General features: G+C 63.2%; 14 protein-coding genes. 9 read left to right on the top strand and 5 right to left on the bottom strand.

Annotated features, from left to right (window positions below):
• Positions 1 to 12: 12 nt before the first annotated feature.
• The 4 genes from KW821_RS05765 to grpE form a co-directional block, all read right to left on the bottom strand.
• Entirely contained in the window at positions 13 to 1,503 is a 1,491-nt protein-coding gene (locus KW821_RS05765; RefSeq protein ID WP_126623379.1) for a carbohydrate porin, read from the bottom strand.
• A gap of 262 nt (positions 1,504 to 1,765) precedes the next feature.
• Positions 1,766 to 2,908 carry a molecular chaperone DnaJ gene (dnaJ, locus tag KW821_RS05760; protein ID WP_033130361.1) on the bottom strand — a complete coding sequence of 381 codons (1,143 nt, stop codon included), beginning with the start codon at positions 2,906 to 2,908 and terminating at the stop codon, positions 1,766 to 1,768.
• A 113-nt stretch (positions 2,909 to 3,021) separates the two neighbouring features.
• Positions 3,022 to 4,938 (bottom strand): molecular chaperone DnaK, encoded by a 1,917-nt coding sequence (gene dnaK / locus KW821_RS05755; RefSeq protein ID WP_033130360.1) that lies wholly within the window; start codon positions 4,936 to 4,938, stop codon positions 3,022 to 3,024.
• A gap of 299 nt (positions 4,939 to 5,237) precedes the next feature.
• The gene (grpE, locus tag KW821_RS05750; protein ID WP_033130359.1) at positions 5,238 to 5,813 is read right to left on the bottom strand and encodes a nucleotide exchange factor GrpE; all 576 of its coding nucleotides are present in this window, start codon (positions 5,811 to 5,813) and stop codon (positions 5,238 to 5,240) included.
• A 489-nt stretch (positions 5,814 to 6,302) separates the two neighbouring features.
• Here grpE and nadK point away from each other — a divergent pair, with 489 nt between their 5' ends.
• The 9 genes from nadK (at position 6,303) to KW821_RS05705 (ending at position 17,913) form a co-directional block, all read left to right on the top strand.
• The gene (gene nadK, locus KW821_RS05745; protein WP_218290730.1) at positions 6,303 to 7,187 is read left to right on the top strand and encodes an NAD(+) kinase; all 885 of its coding nucleotides are present in this window, start codon (positions 6,303 to 6,305) and stop codon (positions 7,185 to 7,187) included.
• A gap of 100 nt (positions 7,188 to 7,287) precedes the next feature.
• Positions 7,288 to 8,952, top strand: a complete 1,665-nt coding sequence (recN, locus tag KW821_RS05740; protein ID WP_218290729.1) for a DNA repair protein RecN — start codon at positions 7,288 to 7,290, stop codon at positions 8,950 to 8,952.
• Positions 8,953 to 9,195: 243 nt separating this feature from the next.
• A complete protein-coding gene (locus tag KW821_RS05735; RefSeq protein WP_042653854.1) occupies positions 9,196 to 10,077 on the top strand; it encodes a DHHA2 domain-containing protein in 882 nt (293 codons plus the stop codon).
• A 267-nt stretch (positions 10,078 to 10,344) separates the two neighbouring features.
• The gene (locus tag KW821_RS05730) at positions 10,345 to 10,785 is read left to right on the top strand and encodes a universal stress protein (protein ID WP_042653855.1); all 441 of its coding nucleotides are present in this window, start codon (positions 10,345 to 10,347) and stop codon (positions 10,783 to 10,785) included.
• Between the two features lie 231 nt (positions 10,786 to 11,016).
• Positions 11,017 to 12,180, top strand: a complete 1,164-nt coding sequence (locus KW821_RS05725) for an efflux RND transporter periplasmic adaptor subunit (protein WP_042653856.1) — start codon at positions 11,017 to 11,019, stop codon at positions 12,178 to 12,180.
• Positions 12,177 to 14,189, top strand: coding sequence for a MacB family efflux pump subunit (locus KW821_RS05720; protein ID WP_218290728.1), 2,013 nt, complete (start codon positions 12,177 to 12,179; stop codon positions 14,187 to 14,189). Before KW821_RS05725 ends, KW821_RS05720 begins: the two co-directional genes overlap by 4 nt.
• A 2-nt stretch (positions 14,190 to 14,191) precedes the next feature.
• Positions 14,192 to 15,607, top strand: coding sequence for an efflux transporter outer membrane subunit (locus KW821_RS05715; RefSeq protein WP_218290727.1), 1,416 nt, complete (start codon positions 14,192 to 14,194; stop codon positions 15,605 to 15,607).
• A gap of 132 nt (positions 15,608 to 15,739) precedes the next feature.
• Positions 15,740 to 16,546, top strand: coding sequence for a siderophore-interacting protein (locus tag KW821_RS05710; RefSeq protein WP_218290726.1), 807 nt, complete (start codon positions 15,740 to 15,742; stop codon positions 16,544 to 16,546).
• A gap of 260 nt (positions 16,547 to 16,806) precedes the next feature.
• Positions 16,807 to 17,913: a 3-deoxy-7-phosphoheptulonate synthase gene (locus tag KW821_RS05705; RefSeq protein ID WP_218290725.1), complete on the top strand. Its 1,107-nt coding sequence runs from the start codon at positions 16,807 to 16,809 to the stop codon at positions 17,911 to 17,913.
• A 243-nt stretch (positions 17,914 to 18,156) separates the two neighbouring features.
• Here the strand turns inward: KW821_RS05705 and KW821_RS05700 are convergent, their stop codons facing one another.
• Entirely contained in the window at positions 18,157 to 18,381 is a 225-nt protein-coding gene (locus tag KW821_RS05700; protein ID WP_218290724.1) for a hypothetical protein, read from the bottom strand.
• Between the last annotated feature and the right edge of the window lie 9 nt (positions 18,382 to 18,390).

The following is an 18,390-nucleotide window of genomic DNA, read 5'->3' as shown; positions in this document are numbered from 1 at the left end:
CGGGATAACGAACTAGAACCAGGTTTCCATCTGCACGCCAAAGTTCCACTCGCCACCGGCGGTGAAATCGCTCTGGCCCATGGCATCGGTGCTGGCGTAGTTGTCGAGCTCGGAGGACCAGTCCATCCAGGTGGCGAATACCCGCAGCTCGGGCCGCTCGAAGAAGCCGGCGGTCTGTGCCTTGAAGGTGGGGGCGAAGGTGAGCTTGGTGAAGTTGCCGCTCACCGCCTGGCGTCCCTTGTAGCCCTTGGGATCCAAGTCCATGTACTGCCAGGCGGCCTCGTAGACCAGCTCGACGTTCTGGCTCAGCACCTGGGCCACCCGGGTGTTGAGGGTCAGCCACTGATACTCGTCCCCCTTCACGTAGCGATCCTGGCTCTGCTCCGCCAGCAGGGCCGGGGCCAGCCGCCAGCGCGGAGCGATATCGGTAGCCCCGAACACGGCGACCCGTACGGCGTCGGCATCGGGCAGCAGCTCGCTGTCGGAGCCCAACCCCTTGAGCTCGGCCCCCAGGCCATGGCCGTAGAGCACCGCGGCCTTGGAGAAGCCGGGATTGATGCCAAAGAAGCTGTCGCCATGGTAGGCCACCAGGGTGTGCGCCCCCTTGTTCGCCGCCTCGCTGCCGGTGCCGCCGTCGTTGATGCGCGCCTCGTTGTCCTTGGCCGAGAGGCCGTTCAGCATCCACTGCCAGTTGCCGAACCTGTTGTTCATGGTGAGGATGTAGCTCTCTATGTCCGAGAGGCCGCTGGCGCTGATGTCGCCGTAGTCGCGGCCGTAGAGGGAGAAGTTCGCCTTCCAGCTGTCGGCCAGCTGCACGTCGTAGACGCCGCCACCTGTCCCGGCCAGGAAGACCACGTCGGAGTCGAGCCAGTGGATGTCGAAGTTGTCCCGATCGAAGCGCTTGCCCGCCCAGAGCACCGAGTGCTGGAAGGGGCCGCTGAAGCTCGCCAGATTGCCGATTTCGGCAAACACCTGGCGGGTGTTGAGGCTGGAATCGCTGGCGGTCCAGTCGTTGCTGGTCTCGACTCCATCCGCCAGCATCAGCTTGTAGCGGGCCCAGCTGCCATCGGCGAAGGTCTGGGTCTTGAGCAGGTTCGCCTCCATGTAGGTGTCGTCTTCGTTGCCTAACCTCCCTACAGCCCCCCCCACCGAACCGGCTGGCGTGATGTAGGGACCGCCACGCCCCCCGTTGCCGTTGCTGTTGGCCAGCAGACCAGAGCGGGCGTAGCCGTGAAACTCGAAGCCCTGGGCGCCGGCGGTCTGCTTGTCCACCTTCTCGCTTTGAGCCTTGGCCACCACGGCTGTCTCCCGGGCCTCGCTCGCCTTGCTCTCGGCCTGGTCAGCCCGCGCTTCGGCAGCGGCGGCGCGGGACTCTGCCGCCTGCACCCGCGCCTCCAGCGCCGCCAGACGCGCCTCTATACCGCCCTCGGCCGCCCACAGCGGGCCGCTCATCCCCAATCCCAGCGCCACTGCCAACGCCAATTTGCTCTTGAACATCGTCATCTTCCTCACCTGTCGTGTGTTACCCGATCGGGCTCTGTTTTTATCGGCGAAGAGAGCATAGCTAAACCGCTTTAGCCAACTCAATATGGCAGCTAAACCGTTTCAGCTACAATGTGAGCGGGATAACATTTGTACAGGGAAAACTGGCGGGAGTTGTGAGGAGGATCCCTCATCGGGATCCACTCAATAGCGGGGATCCAGGCTAAATCGCAGGCAAAAAGAAAGCCGGCACAGAGGCCGGCTTGCATCACGCTTGCGGTGATTACTTGGTCAGGTCATCGAAGAAGCGTTTCACCCCTTCGAAGAAACCTTCCGATTTTGGCTTGTGGGTCTTGGCGGCGGCACCGCTGAACGACTCGTCCAGCTGACGCAGCAGCTCTCGCTGGGTCTCGGTCAGCTTGACCGGGGTCTCGATCACCACCTTGCACATCAGATCGCCGACCTGGCCGGAGCGCACGGACTTGACGCCCTTGCCGCGCAGACGGAACAGCTTGCCGGTCTGAGTTTCCGCCGTGACCTTGAGCTTGACCCGACCATCCAGGGTCGGCACCTCGATCTCGCCGCCGAGCGCCGCCGTGGTGAAGCTGATGGGCACTTCGCAGTAGAGATCGTTGCCGTCACGCACAAAGATCTCGTGCTCCTTGACGTGTACCTGTACGTACAGATCCCCTGCCGAGGCCCCCGCTTCCCCCGCTTCCCCTTCACCGGAGAGACGGATGCGGTCACCGGTATCGACCCCGGCCGGGATCTTGACCGACAGGGTCTTGGTCTTCTGGTAGCGGCCCTCACCGTGACACTTGCGGCACGGATCCTTGATGATCTTGCCACGACCGTGGCAATGCGGGCAGGCCTGCTGCACCGCGAAGAAGCCCTGGCGCATCTGCACCTGACCCGCACCGTGGCAGGTCGGACAGGTATGGGCCTGACTGCCGGTGTGGGCACCCGAGCCATTACAGACCTCGCAATGGACCTGAGTCGGTATCTTGATCTCCTTGGAGACCCCGCGTACCGCCTCTTCCAGGGTCAGCTCCATGTTGTAGCGCAGGTCGGAGCCACGGGCCGGGCCACGCCGGCCACCGCCACTGCGGCCACCGAAGATGTCACCAAAGATATCGCCGAATGCATCACCGAAGTCCGCGCCGCCGCCAAAGCCGCCGTGACCACCGCCACCCTGGCTCTGATCCACCCCGGCATGACCGTACTGGTCATAGCGGGCGCGCAGGTTCTCGTCGGTCAGCACCTCGTAGGCTTCCTTGACCTCTTTGAACTTCTCTTCGGATGCGGCATCACCCTGGTTGCGATCCGGGTGATACTTCATCGCCAGACGCTTGTACGCCTTCTTGATCTCGCGCTCATCGGCACCTTTCGACACCCCGAGCACTTCATAGAAATCGCGCTTCGACATACTCATCCTGTTGCTACTTAAACAGTTATGCAGACGGGCGTTGGTCACCCAACGCCCGCAAATTCAGTGACTAAGCCAATGGGCAGAGCGAACTCTGCCCAGCTGGGTATGGCTTATTTCTTGTCGTCTTTCACTTCTTCGAACTCGGCGTCGACCACGTCGTCTTCGGCCTTGGCAGAAGAAGTCTGACCGGCATCGGCGCCAGCGCCCTGTGACTGCTGCTGGGCAAGCTCCATCAGCTTCTGGGACGCTTCCAGCAAAGCCTGTTGCTTGGCTTCGATGGCTGCCTTGTCGTCACCCTTGATGACGGCTTCCAGCTCGCTCAGTGCGGTTTCGATCTTGGTCTTCTCGTCAGCGGGCAGGGCGTCACCGGCTTCGGTGATCTGCTTGCGGACCGAGTGGACCAGACCGTCAGCCTGGTTGCGGGTCTGCACCAGCTCCTCGAACTTCTTGTCTTCGGCCGCGTTGGCTTCCGCCTCGCGTACCATGCGTTCGATCTCCTCGTCGGACAGACCGGAAGAAGCCTGGATGGTGATCTTCTGCTCCTTGTTGGTCTCCTTGTCCTTGGCGGAGACGTGCAGGATGCCGTTGGCATCGATATCGAAGGTCACTTCGATCTGCGGCAGACCGCGCTGTGCCGGGCGGATGCCTTCCAGGTTGAACTGGCCCAGAGACTTGTTGTCGCTGGCGCGCTTGCGCTCACCCTGCAGCACGTGAATGGTCACGGCAGACTGATTGTCTTCGGCAGTGGAGAACACCTGGGACTTCTTGGTCGGAATGGTGGTGTTCTTCTCGATCAGCGCAGTCATCACGCTACCCATGGTTTCGATACCCAAGGAGAGCGGAGTCACGTCCAGCAGCAGCACGTCGGTCTTCTCACCGGACAGTACCGCGCCCTGAATGGCAGCACCCATAGCCACGGCTTCGTCCGGGTTGACGTCTTTGCGCGGCTCTTTGCCGAAGAAGTCAGCCACGGTCTTCTGCACCAGCGGCATACGGGTCTGACCACCCACCAGGATGACGTCGTCGATCTCGCCGACTGCCAGACCGGAGTCTTTCAGGGCGACACGGACCGGCTCCAGGGAGTCTTTCACCATGTCTTCCACCAGGGACTCCAGCTTGGCGCGGGTCACCTTGATGTTCATGTGCTTGGGACCGGTGGCATCTGCGGTGATGTACGGCAGGTTCACGTCGGTCTGCTGCGCGGAAGAGAGTTCGATCTTGGCTTTCTCGGCGGCATCTTTCAGACGCTGCAGAGCCAGCTGGTCGTTGCGCAGGTCGATGCCCTGCTCACGCTTGAACTCGTCAACCAGATAGTTGATGACACGGTTGTCGAAGTCTTCACCACCCAGGTGGGTGTTACCGTTGGTCGCCAGTACTTCGAAGGTGGTTTCCCCTTCGACTTCGTCGATCTCGATGATGGAGATGTCGAAGGTACCACCGCCCAGGTCGTATACGGCAACCTTGCGCTCACCCTTGACCTTGTTCACGCCGTAGGCAAAGGCCGCAGCGGTCGGTTCGTTGATGATGCGCTTGACGTCCAGACCGGCGATGCGACCGGCATCCTTGGTGGCCTGACGCTGGGCGTCGTTGAAGTAGGCCGGTACAGTGATGACGGCTTCGGTCACCGGCTCGCCCAGGTAATCCTCGGCGGTCTTCTTCATCTTCTTCAGCACTTCGGCAGAGATCTGCGGCGGTGCCATCTTCTTGCCTTTGACTTCTACCCAGGCGTCACCGTTGTCGGCCTTGGCGATGGCGTACGGCATGATTTTCAGATCGCGCTGTACTTCTTCATCTTCGAAACGACGGCCGATCAGACGCTTGATTGCAAACAGCGTGTTCTTCGGGTTGGTGATGGCCTGACGCTTGGCCGGCTGACCAACCAGGATTTCGCCGTCATCGGCATAGGCAATGATGGACGGAGTAGTACGGTCGCCTTCCGCGTTCTCGATCACGCGAGCATGGTCGCCATCCAGAATAGCAACACAGGAGTTGGTAGTACCCAGGTCAATACCGATGATTTTACCCATTTGACGAATCTCCAAATACTTTGAATAAACTGGCGAGGTGCTCGCCTTAATACGTTAACGGCTAGGTGGGGGCTGCCACTGTGGCTTTCAAGCTCCCGACATCAAATTCTTGCCACTGTGCAGTGCAATAGTCTGTGCCGCCGTGGCCTTGCCACCTATATGGGGCCGCGATGTTGAGCTTCAAGCCCTGCGCATAAAAAACCGTACCAACTTGTCGGTCAGCGGCCACATTTTCACCCACTCGCCGCGGATCCCAATAAAAAGCCCGCCGAGCGGCGGGCTCAATGGGGGGATGCGTCTCAGGCAGGGGCCTTGGAGACCATCACCATGGCCGGACGAATGACCCGACCGTTGAGCTCGTAGCCCTTCTGCATCACGGCGATGACGGTGTTGGGTGCCAGCTCGGCATTCTCGATCATGCTGATGGCCTGATGGGCATTGGGGTCGAACGGCTGGTTCAGGGGATCCAGCGCGACCAGACCGAACTTGCCCACCGAGCTCTGCATGGACTTGAGCGTCAGCTCGACCCCTTCGATCATCGGCTTGAGGGCTTCGTCTTCTTTGTCTGCCAGCTCGATGGCCCGCTCCAGGTTGTCCAGCACCGGCAACAGTTCCCCGGCAAACTTCTCCAGCGCGAACTTGTGTGCCTTCTCCACATCCTGGGCGACGCGGCGACGCAGGTTTTCCATCTCGGCGGCGGCGCGAATGGCGCGCTCGCGCTCGTCGGCAGCGGCCTGCTGGGCAGCTTCCAGCTGGGCTTCCAGCTCGGCAATGCGGGCCTGTTCGGCTGTCACTTCACTGTCTACATCGGTCGGCTCGACTGGCTGGACTTCCACTTGCTCCATCGCTTCAACCTTTTGTTCTTCGTGGTTCATGACATCTCCAATATTCAGGGTTACTTGTTAGGGTCTGTTGACGTTTAGGCGCAAGCCGCGTTGCTGCAACAAATGACGTCAGGCTAGGCGCGAAACGCTGGCAATGGTTGTTCCCTTGGCAAGTTCCGCAACAACGCATGACCTCATTTGCGGCGCAACCCGCAGGGACGGGTCAGTTTTTGCGTGTAACGTCGTTACTCGACGGCTCATTTGGATGACCAAACTTCGCGTCTCGCGCCTAGCTCCGCGCAAAAACTGACTCCGTCGCGGTCGCGACGAAACATCAACAGACCCTATGTTGGCGCTATTATGGGGACGTCGCCCCGGCTTTCAAGGGGAAAAGGGCCTTCTCATGGCCAATTGAAGTGAGCCAACCGGCATTTTTGCCGCTTTTCCGGGCCGGATCCGCCCGCCGGGCATGGCAGCAGACAAATCCCCACCAAAGCGCGGTATACTCCCCTCAATACTCAGCCCCAGACCCGATAACCTATGGATTCTCCGTTCAAAACCATCGCCCTGATCGGCAAACCCCATCATGAAGGTGCCAACCAGACCCTCAGCGGCCTCTATCAATACCTGAGAAGTCGCGGCTTTCGGGTGTTGCTCGAGAGCCGGGTCGCCCACACCCTGGGCGTGCTCTGCGATGACGTGATGGATCTGGTGCAGCTCGGGGAGCAGGCGGATCTCGCCATAGTGGTCGGCGGCGACGGCAACATGCTGGGGGCCGCCCGGGTGCTGTCACGCTTCGATGTGGCGGTGATCGGGGTGAACCGGGGCAACCTCGGCTTTCTGACGGATCTCTCACCCCAGGATTATCTGCCGCCGCTGGAGCAGGTGCTCTCCGGCCACTTCAAGAGCGAGCATCGCTTCCTGCTGGAGGCCGCCGTCTATCGCCACGGTGAGCGCAAGTCCAGCAACCTGGCGGTGAACGAGGCGGTGCTGCACCCGGGCAAGATAGCCCACATGATCGAGTTCGAGGTCTACATCGATGGCAGCTTCATGTACAGCCAGCGCTCGGACGGCATCATAGTCGCCACCCCCACCGGCTCGACCGCCTATTCCCTGTCGGCGGGGGGCGCCATCCTCACCCCCAAGCTCAACGCCATCACGCTCGTCCCGATGTTTCCGCACACCCTGAGCAGCCGCCCCATAGTGCTGGATGCGGACAGCGAGGTGCGCCTGCTGGTCTCCCCCGACAACCAGGATGACGCCATGCAGGTGAGCTGCGACGGCCAGGTGACCCTGGCGGTGCACCCGGGTGACGAGATCCTCATCAAGAAGAGCAGCCACAAGCTGCACCTGGTCCATCCCCTCGATTACAGCTACTTCCACGTGCTGCGCAACAAGCTCGGCTGGGGTAGCAAGCTGTTCTAAGCCGGTCAGACAGCCTGTGTGAGGTCGACACTTTACTGTATGGAAAACCAGTATATACTGGATGCATACACAGTAATGTTGGCCCATACAGGATGAGACCATGCTGACCCAGCTGACCGTCAACAACTTCGCTATCGTCAAGTTTCTCGAACTCGATCTGCAATCCGGCATGACCTGCATCACGGGTGAGACCGGCGCAGGCAAATCCATTGCCATCGATGCGCTCGGCCTCTGCCTCGGCGAGCGGGCCGAGGCCAGCATGGTGCGACCGGGCAGCGACAAGGCCGAGGTCAGCGCGCGTTTCCTGCTGGATGGCAACCCGGCCGCCCGCGCCTGGCTCACCGCCAACGAGCTCGAAAACGAGGGGGAGTGCATAGTGCGGCGGGTGCTCTCCGCCGAGGGGCGCTCCCGCAGCTACATCAACGGGGTGCCCGTTCCCCTGGTGCAGCTGCGCAGCCTTGGCCAGCTGCTGGTCAACGTCCACGGCCAGCACGCCCACCAGATGCTGCTCAAGCCCGACTATCAACTTGCCCTGCTGGATGGCTACGCCGGCCACCATCTGCTGCTGGACGAGGTGCGCCAGCACTACCAGCAGTGGCGCCAGCTGCAAAACGAGCTCAACCGCCTCAAGGCCGAGCAACAGCAGCGGGAGGCACGCCGCCAGCTGATCGAATACCAGGTGCAGGAGCTGGATGAGTTCGCCCTGCAACCGGGGGAGTTTGAAACCATCGAAGAGGAGCATCAGCGGCTCGCCAACGGCACCGAGCTGATGCAGGAGTGCGGCCAATGCCTCGATCTGCTCTATGACAACGAGGAGACCACCATCGCCGGCCTGCTGCAGGTGGCGGTGGACAGGGCCGAGACCCTGGTCGCCATGGATGGCCGTCTCGGCAACGTGCTGGGGATGCTCAACGAGGCCCTGATCGGGGTGCAGGAGAGCCACAGCGAGCTGCGCAGCTACCTCGATCTGCTGGAGCTGGATCCCGAGCGCTTCAACGAGCTGGAGGCCCGCCTCTCCAAGGCCATCAACCTGGCCCGCAAACACCATGTCAAACCGGCCGAGCTGGCCCTGCATCATCAGGATCTCGCCAGCGATCTCGCCCGCCTCAACTCGGATGAGGAACGTCTCGAAGGCATGGAAGACGAGCTGGCCCAGGCCCGCCTGGCCTTCGTGCAGGCGGCGGAGGTGCTCAGCCAGAGCCGCCAGCGCTATGCCGAAGAGCTCGGTGCCAAGGTGACCAGCAGCATGCACGAGCTGGCCATGCCCGATGGCCGCTTCATCATAGAGGTGCGACCGGATGCCCAGAGCAGCCTCTCCCCCCTCGGCATCGATAGGGTGGAATTCATGGTGACCACCAACCCGGGTCAACCGATCCAGCCGCTCGGCAAGGTCGCCTCCGGCGGGGAGCTGTCGCGCATCAGCCTCGCCATAGTGGTGATCAGCGCCCGCAAGGTGTCGACGCCGACCCTCATCTTCGATGAGGTGGACGTGGGGATCAGCGGCCCGACCGCGGCCGTGGTCGGTCGTCTGCTGCGCCAGCTCGGCGAGTCCACCCAGGTGATGGTGGTCACCCACCTGCCGCAGGTGGCCGGCAAGGGTCACCAGCACATGGTGGTCAGCAAGCATACCGATGGCAAGACTACAGAAACCCAGATGCAGGCCCTCAACCCGGGCGCCCGTCTCAACGAGCTGGCCCGCCTGCTGGGGGGGGATCAGATCACCGACAATACCCTGGCCAACGCGCGCGAGCTGCTCGCCTGCTGAGCCCGGGGCGGCAAGGGGGGGATGCCCCCTTGCCGCCCACTTGACCGCGCCTTGCCTGCCAGCGAGCCAGCTGGCGCCCCCACCTGGCTGCCACCGGGCTCTGCCTGCGCCCCTTTGCCCCGGCCGGGGCTGACCAGGATTGCCCCCGCGGCCCCCACGCAGTAGAGTTGAACCGACTCGGGCCCAAGGCCCTCTCTCTCATGGCCTGGCACCGCGGCCACCACCCCACATCAGGAACACCCCATGCTTCATGTCTTTGGCCACAAGAATCCCGACAGCGACAGCATCTGCACCGCGTTGGTCACCGCCGACTGGCTCAATGGCCAGGGCCGCCCCGCCCAGGCCTTCGCGCTGGGCAGCCCCATCGCCGAGACCCGCTTTATCCTGGAGACGGCGGGGGTCGAGGCGCCGCCCGTGCTGACGGGCAGCGTGGCCGACAAGCCGGTCTTTCTGGTGGATTTCAGCGAACTGGAGCAGGGGCCGGAAGGGCTGGCCGATGCCGATGTGCAAGGCCTCATCGATCACCACCGCATCGGCACCCTGATCACCCGTGGTCCGCTCGATGCCTGGATCAGGGCGGTCGGCTGCAGCGCCACAGTGCTGCTTGAGCTGATGGGTTATGACAAGCTGTCCCGCGCCCAGGCCCGCCTGCTGCTGGGGGCCATTGTCAGCGACACCTTCAACTTTACCTCCCCCACCACCACTGAGCAGGACAGGGTCGCGGTCGACCGGCTGCTCCCCATCGCCGAGCTGGCGCTTGCCCCCTTCGCCCAGACCCTGCTGGAGCGCCGCACCCAGCTGGGCGACGCGCCGCTCAGCGAGTTGCTCACCGCCGACGAGAAGGCCTATCAGATCGCGGGCCACTCCCTGATGGTCAGCCAGATCTGTGTGATGAACCCGGCCGAGATCCTGGCCCGGCAGGATGAGCTGCAACAGGCGATGCAGGAGAGACTTGGGCGAGACAAACTCGATGCCTATGTGCTGATGCTGACCGATCTGGCCAAGGGGGACAGCCAGCTCCACTTCGCCAGTGCCGGCATCTTGCCGGGCGAACCCGTCCACCTTGCCGGCGCCGTCAGCCGCAAGAAGGAAGGACTGCCCTGGCTCGCCAGACACTTCGCCTGAGCGCCGAGCACCCCATACCCCCCTCATCACTGCCCTAGCCCCCATGCCAGCCCGCATGGGGGCTACCCAATCCAGCATCGAGCCCGTTCGCGATCCCCCTCACAATCCCCTTCATTTTCCATTCAACTCAATTTGTTATGATGTGTTAAGCGAGCCGATGCGCGGCGACGCACAATGGTTCGCTCGATGTGACATCTCGCGGGATCGCCATGGGAAGGGACAGCCGTCTTGTCCTCCATGACCCGCACATGCCAAGGAGAACTGCTTATGACCCCAACCAATATAGTGCTGTTGCTGGAAGGCAAGGATTACGAGCAGGAGACGCTGGCCAAGGCGAGCCAGTTGGCGCAGGGAATGGGTTGCACGCTGACCCTGCTGCACCTGACCCACAGTAGCAAGACCCGGCGTGACAGCCTGTCGCTGTCGGAAGAGGAGCGCAGTGCCCAGGGCACCCTGGACGCCAAGGCCGTCATCAGCGAGCTCATCACCACCTTGCGGCATCCGGTGGATTACCAGTGCCTGGTGGTGAATGAGGTGGTGTCGGATCTGCGACGCTGGCTGGCCGCACACCCGACCCAACTGCTGCTGGTCGGCAGCCGTCACCACTGGATGGAAGGCTCCCTGGCGCGCCTGCTCATCTACAAGCTTCCCATCGATATCCAGATCTGCCACGAACCCTATGCCGAGCAGAGCAAGGCCGTCGCCTGATCCCTCGAGCGCCCGCCCCTGGGGTGGGCGCTCTTTTGTTCCCCTCCCCTTTTCCCTGCGCCGCTCAACCCGGTGCCATGGCACCCGCTCGGGACGTGACTGCCCGCTGGCCACAGCGTTACTGACAAGTCCATCCACATGATTTCTTACATATTGCTCGCTGTTTTTTCAGCGCTGTTTGCTGCAGGATATTGCCCTTGCACGGCTTCGCACGTTTCGTTCAGGTGATAAATGAAAATACTCCCCAAGCAGGGCAAGCTCGTCCTGCTCGTCCTCATTCTGCTGGCCATCATCGGTTGGCTGGCCTGGCCCAGCAAGACGCAGGCCCCGGTATTGACCGCCTCCGTCATCCGCCAGGACGTGGAGCAGACCGTGCTGGCCAGCGGTGTCCTGCAAGCCATCGAGCAGGTGGATGTGGGTGCCCAGGTCTCGGGTCAGGTAACCTACCTGGCCGTAGAAGCCGGGCAGCACGTCAAGCAGGGAGACCTGCTGGCGGAGATAGATCCCCTGATCGCCCAGAACAACCTCAAGACCGCCGAGGCGGATCTGGCCAGCCGCCGTGCTCAGCTCAAGATCAAGCAGGCGCAGCTCAAGCAGAACGAGCTGGCCTGGCGCCGCCAGCAGCAGATGTTCAGGCAGGAGGCGAGCTCCCGGGCCGATCTGGAGAGTGCCGAGGCGCAGCTGGCGGTCACCCGGGCCGAGCTGCAGAGTGCCCAGGCCGACGTCGACAGCGCCCTGATCAAGGTGGATCGCACCAAGACAGAGCTGGGCTATAACCGCATTCAGGCCCCCATGGATGGGACAGTCGTCTCCATCGTGACCCGCCAGGGCCAGACCCTGGCCGCCAGCCAGACGGTGCCGACTCTGCTCAAGCTCGCCAACCTGGAGACCATGACGGTCAAGGCCCAGATCTCGGAGGCCGATGTCACCAAGGTCAAGGCTGGCATGCCGGTCTATTTCACCCTGATCGGGGATCCGGATACCCGCTATCACGCCACCCTGCGCACGGTCGAGCTGGCCCCCACCAACATCAACGAGCAGACCGCCAGCAGCACGGCGACCAGCAACGCGGCCGTCTACTACTACGCCCTGTTCGATGTGCCCAACCCGGACCATCAGCTGCGGGTCGCCATGACGACCCAGGTCACCATAGTGCTGGGTGAACGCAAGCAGGTGCTGGCGATCCCCCAGACCGCCCTCGGCAAGAAGCTGGGGGACAACGAATATGAGGTCAGCCTGCTCAAGGAGGACGAGCAGAAAGAGACCCGCCGCATCAAGACCGGCATGAAGGACGACATCAAGATCGAGGTGGTGAGCGGCCTGAACGAGCAGGACAAGGTCACCCTGGAGCAGGGCAAGCCCGTCCAGGACGATGACGGGGAGATGAGGCCGTGAGCGAGCCCCTGATCCGGCTCAAGGGCATAGAGCGTCGCTACCAGAGCGGGGAGCAGGAGGTCACGGTGCTGCACCCGCTGGATCTCTGCATCCAGGCGGGGGAGATGGTCGCCATCGTCGGCGCCTCCGGCTCCGGCAAGTCCACCCTGATGAACCTGCTGGGTTGCCTCGACCGCCCCAGCTCGGGCGAGTACCTGTTCCGCGGGCAGGACACCGCCCAGCTGGATGCCCTCGCCCTGGCCCGTCTGCGCTGCCATCACTTCGGTTTCATCTTCCAGCGCTATCACCTGCTGCCCCATCTGGATGCGGCCGCCAACGTGGAGATCCCGGCCATCTACGCCGGCACCTCGCGCCCCGAACGCCAGCTGCGGGCCCGCACCCTGCTGTCCCGCCTCGGCCTGAGCGATCGCAGTCACCACAGGCCGGGTCAGCTCTCCGGCGGGCAGCAGCAGCGGGTCAGCATAGCCCGGGCGCTGGCCAATGGCGGCGAGGTGATCCTGGCCGACGAACCCACCGGGGCCCTCGACAGCCACAGCGGCAAGGAGGTGATGGCCATCCTCAAGGAGCTGCATGGCCGGGGCCACACCATCATCCTGGTGACCCACGACATGGCGGTGGCCAACCACGCCGATCGCATCATTACCTTGCGCGATGGACGGGTAGTGGAAGACAGTGGCCAGCCCGCGACGACGACCACAGACCAGGCCGAACCAGGCCTCCCCCTGCCCGCAGAGCCGGTGGAGAAGCGCGAACCCACGCCGACCCACGCCGCCAGCCAGCCTGCGGCATCCATCGCCAAACGGGGCAGCCAGGGCTGGGATCGCTACCGGGAAGCGGGCCGCATGGCCCTGCACGCCATGCTGGCACACCGCATGCGCACCTTCCTCACCATGCTCGGCATCATCATCGGCATCGCCGCCGTGGTCAGCGTGGTCGCCCTCGGCCAGGGGGCTCGCGCCAAGGTGATCAATGACATCAACGCCATGGGCACCAACACCATCGACATCTTCCCCGGCAAGGACTGGGGGGATGAGAAGGCGGCCAGCATCCAGACCCTGAACGAGCGGGATCTCGACGCCCTGCTCGGCCAGCCCTATCTGGAGGGGGCCAGTCCCCAGATCGCGACCTCGGGTCAGCTGCGCTATCGCAACAAGACCAGCAGCGGCAACGTGGTCGGGGTCGGCAGCGACTTCTTCCGGGTCAAGGGGATGACGCTCACCCAGGGCCGGCTGTTCGATGAGCGGGATATCCAGAGCCGGACGGCGGTGGCCGTGGTGGATGGCAAGACCATAGAGAGCCTGCTCGGCAAGGAGGACCCCATCGGCCAGGTGGTGCTGGTCGGCACCCTGCCGGTGCGCATCATCGGCGTGGTGGCGCAGGAGACCGGCTTTGGCCGCAGCAGCCAGTCGGTCACCGTCTGGCTGCCCTACAGCGCCGTGATGAGCCGTCTCATCTCCCAGAACCACTTCAGCCAGATCACCATCCGGGTCAAGGACGGGATCCAGCCCGCCCTGGCCGAGCAGGCCGCCGTGGCGCTGCTGACCCAACGCCACGGGGTGAAAGACTTCTTCACCTTCAGCAGCGACAGCATCATCAAGTCGGTGGAGAAGACCACCGCCACCATGACCCTGCTGGTCTCCGCCATCGCGGTAATCTCCCTCATCGTCGGCGGCGTCGGGGTGATGAACATCATGCTGGTGTCCGTGGTGGAGCGCACCCGGGAGATCGGGATCCGCATCGCGGTCGGCGCCCGTCAGTCCGACATACTGCAACAGTTCCTGATCGAGGCGGTGATGGTCAGCCTGCTGGGCGGCCTGCTCGGCATCGGCCTGGCCCTGCTCATCGGCTTCGTGTTCTCACTGATAGTGGAAAGCTTCCAGATGCACTTCTCACTCTTCTCCATCCTGATGGCCTTTGGCTGCTCCTCGCTCATCGGGATCCTGTTTGGTTACCTGCCTGCCCGCAACGCGGCCCGGCTCGATCCGGTCGAGGCGCTGGCGAGGGAATGATGATGCACAAGTTGTCCAGACAGAGGCGCCGCCTCTTATCCAGACAGGGCCGCAGCCTCTTATCGCGACCAGCGCTCTGCCTCGCCGCCGGCCTTGTCCTCAGCGCCTGCAGTCAGCAGAGTACCTATCACCAACCGGATCTGGTCGTGGCGCCGAGCTGGCAGCAGGCCGACGAGGGGCTCACCCAGCAGCAGGCGGGCCTCTGGTGGCAGGGGTTTAAGGATCCCGCCCTCGACCGGCTGGTCGATGCCGTGCTGGCCGCCAACCCGGATATGCAGGTGGCAGGGCTCAGGTTGAAGAACGCCCTGCTTGGCGCCGATCTGGCCGACACCAATCTCACCCCCTCGGTCAACGCCAGCATAGGGGTCAGTGGCAACAAGAACATGGGCACCGGCGTGACCAGCCGCAATCTTGGCCCCTCCCTCAACCTGGGTTACGAGGTGGATCTGTGGGGCAAACTCGCCTCGGTCCGGGATCAGGCCGGCTGGGAGGCCCAGGCCAGCGAGCAGGATCTGGCGGCCACCCGTCTGATGCTGATCGGCAAGGCGCTGGAGCAGTACTGGCAGCTGGCCTATCTCGGCTCGGCCATCTCCCTCGGCGAGCGCCAGCTCGCCAACTACAGCCGCGCCGAGCAGCTGACCCGCGCCAAATATGACGCCGGTGCCGTTACCCGGCTCGATCTGGTGCAGGCCGGCCAGCAGAAAGCCGGCAAGCAGGCGGAGCTCGCCTCCCTCGTCCTGCTGCGGGAGCAGGCTGGCAATGCCCTGCGGCTCTTGCTCGGCCGCAGCAGCGGTCCGCTGGAGTTTGCCCCGGCCGCCCTGACGACCAGCCCCATCCCATCGCTGGCGGTCGGCATTCCGGCCGACGTGCTGGCCCGGCGCCCCGATGTGCGGGCCGCCGAGCTGCGGCTGCGCAAGACGCTGGCCAGGGGGGACGAGATCCGCACCAGCTTCTACCCCAGCCTCAACCTGACCGGCAGCGCCAGCACCACCTCGGACACCCTGACCCAGGTGCTGCAGAATCCGGTGGGGACCCTGGGGGCCACCCTGGCCCTGCCCTTCCTCGAGTACAACAAGACCAAGCTCTCCATCGCCAGCTCCGAGGTCGATTACCAGATCGCCGAGACCGAGTTTCGCAAGCAGCTCTACGGCGCCTTGCTGGAGGTGGAGGATGGGCTGGCCGCCCGCCATCAGGGCGAGCAACGCCTGCGCTATCTGGGGCAACAGCTGAGCTATGCCAGGGAGGCCGAGCGGCTAGCCCGGGCCCGCTTCCAGGCCGGTGCCACCGGGGTACAGCCCTGGCTGGATGAGCAGAATCGGCTGTGGGATGCCGAGCTCAGCCTGTTGACCCAACAGCAGAGCCAGCTCAACACCATGGCCGGGATCTACCAGGCGCTGGGGGGGAGCGATCGGGGCTAGTCAGCCGCCTCTCTGTGCCACGGCCGGGGTAAATATCCCTCCCGGCCGTGGCCCCCTTCTCACCCACAAACCAATTGATAATAATTTTCATTTGATGAAGAATGAGCGCCATTGCCTGTCAGGAGTACTCAAATGTCACAGCCCGCCCCGGTCAATCGCCCTCGCCTGCTCACAGTCAAACAGGTCCATGATGTGGGCCCCCATCTGCGCCGCGTCTGTCTGACCAGCCCTGAGCTGGCCGACTACCCCTTCAGCTGTGGCGGCGCCCATGTCAAGATCATGCTGCCCCAGCCGGGCCAGCCCCATGCCGTGCTGCCGACCCCTACCCCCAAGGGGCCCCGCTGGGAAGACCCGAGCCAGAAACCCATCCTCCGCACCTTTACCATCCGCGCCTTCCGGCGTGAGGCGCTGGAGCTGGACATCGACTTCGCCCTGCACGGCGATACCGGCCCGGCCAGCCGCTTCGCCCTGCGGGTCCAGCCTGGCGATCTGCTCGCCATCTCAGGCCCCGGCGGCCCGGATCCCATGCTGCAGCCGGCCCTGCACTACTACATGGCGGGGGATCTCACCTCCCTGCCAGCCATCAGCGCCATGGCAGAGGTGATGCCGGCCGAAGCCCGGGGCCATATCGCGCTGCTGGTGCCCCATAGAGAAGATGTGCAGGATCTGTCGCTGCCCGTCGGTGTCAGCCTGCGCTGGTTTGTCGGTACTCCCGACCAGACCGAGCCCCTGGTGAACCATTTCACGGCCCTGCCCATGGCCTCTGAGCAGAGCTATTTCTGGTTCGGTGGGGAAGAGGGGCTGGTGGTGCCGCTGCGCCGTCATGTCAGGCGCGCGCTGGAGGTGGATCGCTCCCAGGTCTATGCGGTGCCCTACTGGCGCCACGGCAAGGATGAGGACGCCTACCATCAGGATCGCCATGTCGTGATGGATAGCTGATAACGCCTTATTTTTATTATGGTTATCGGGCCTTTTCCCATTCGGGATCTGGCCCGATTGCAATCCGGTTTCTGCCCTTTTTACCCCCTACCCCCCATTCTGGTGATCCTCGTTCTAGTGCTTGCATTTGAGACTGACAACAAGATAATGATAATCACTCTCAACAATGGGTGATGTGTCAGCGTCCCTCGCCGCCTGATCCGGCATCCGGGTTTCGCAGACACCTCATCGACCCCATTTGCACAGCAAGGTAATCCCAGATGGCAGTTTTGAATTCGGTAATGCGCGCCTTCGCGGTGGAGGCGCTCCCCACTCCTGCCGACCTGTTGGCACAGCATCCCTGCCCTGCCGAGATGGCGGAGCAGATTGACCAGCACCGTCACCAGGTTCGCCAGATCCTGACCGGTGCAGACGATCGCCTGTTGGTGGTGATCGGCCCCTGCTCCATCCATGATCCCCTCGCCGCGCTCGACTATGCTCGGCGCCTGACACGCCTCGCCGAGGCCTATCAGGACCGGCTGTTGATAGTGATGCGCACCTATTTCGAGAAACCACGCACCACCGTCGGCTGGAAGGGTCTGGTATTCGACCCCCATCTGGATGGCAGCAACGACATCGGCCTGGGTCTGTGCCTGGCGCGCCGGCTGCTGCTCGACATCAACCGGCTGGGACTGGCCACCGCCACCGAGTTTCTCGATACCACCAGCTTCCTCTACCTGGCCGATCTCATCAGCTGGGGGGCGATAGGGGCACGCACCACCGAGTCCCAGGTACACAGGCAGCTGGCCTCGGCCCTGCCCTGTCCCGTCGGTTTCAAGAACGGCACAGATGGCAATATCCGGGTGGCCATCGATGCCATCCAGGCCAGCGAGGCCTCCCATCTGTTCACCGCCCCCGGCAGCCAGGGTGGCATAGTGGTGATCAAGAGCGAGGGCAATCCGAGCGGCCACATCATCTTGCGCGGTGGCACCCTGCCCAATTATCACCAGAGCGATGTGATGGATGCCGCCGAGCGGCTGGCACGGCAGGGGCTCAACCATCAGCTGATGGTGGATTGCAGCCACGGCAACAGCCAGAAACAGCACAAGAACCAGATCCGGGTCGCCGGGGAGCTCTGCCGCCAGCTGAGCGAGGGCAGCGAGGCCATCGCCGCCGTCATGGTCGAGAGCTTCCTGCAGGGGGGGAGCCAGAAACCGGCCCCCCTGAGTGAACTCCAGTACGGCCTGTCGGTCACCGACGCCTGTCTGTGCTGGGATGACAGCCAGACGCTGCTGGCCATGCTGGCCGATGCCGTCGAGGCTCGCCGGCAATCCCAGGGGACAAGCTCGCCGTCGACCCGCCGCGAAGAGGCGTTGCCGGTCAGTTAATCGACCGCTTATTTGTTAATGCCAGGGATCGCTCCAGATCCCTGCATTAAATAGCCGCCATCATTATCCCCCAGACGCACTGAGCATATCGCCAGTCGCCGAGGGTCAAATAGACCTGCGATAACCCGAGTTAAATAACCCGACATGAGTTAATGCCTTTATGGCCACGCGAACAGCATCTCGGGGAGAACGAAGAAGTCTGACTGAAAGAGTGCCCTCTCATTTCCTCGATGAGGGGGTCCGTCACAGGGTTCTGCGAGTTTCATAGGTGAAAATAAATGGGCTGTATGAGTCCAGCGTTGAGTCGCCGGCAATGATGGGGTCAAGGTTGATCCCATTGCTTCCAGCAGGAGGAATCTTCTTTATTGGATCGAGATGATCATGCAGATCCAGATATGCCGGCGCAAATAGCGCAGCGGCGCCATGGGGGTGATTTTGTATTATCCCAAAAATAATAATGCCGCCCATTGGGCGGCA

The organism is Aeromonas sp. sif2416 (assembly GCF_019218665.1).
Taxonomy (GTDB): Bacteria; Pseudomonadota; Gammaproteobacteria; order Enterobacterales; family Aeromonadaceae; genus Aeromonas; species Aeromonas encheleia.
This window is presented reverse-complemented; position numbering and strand designations above follow the sequence as displayed.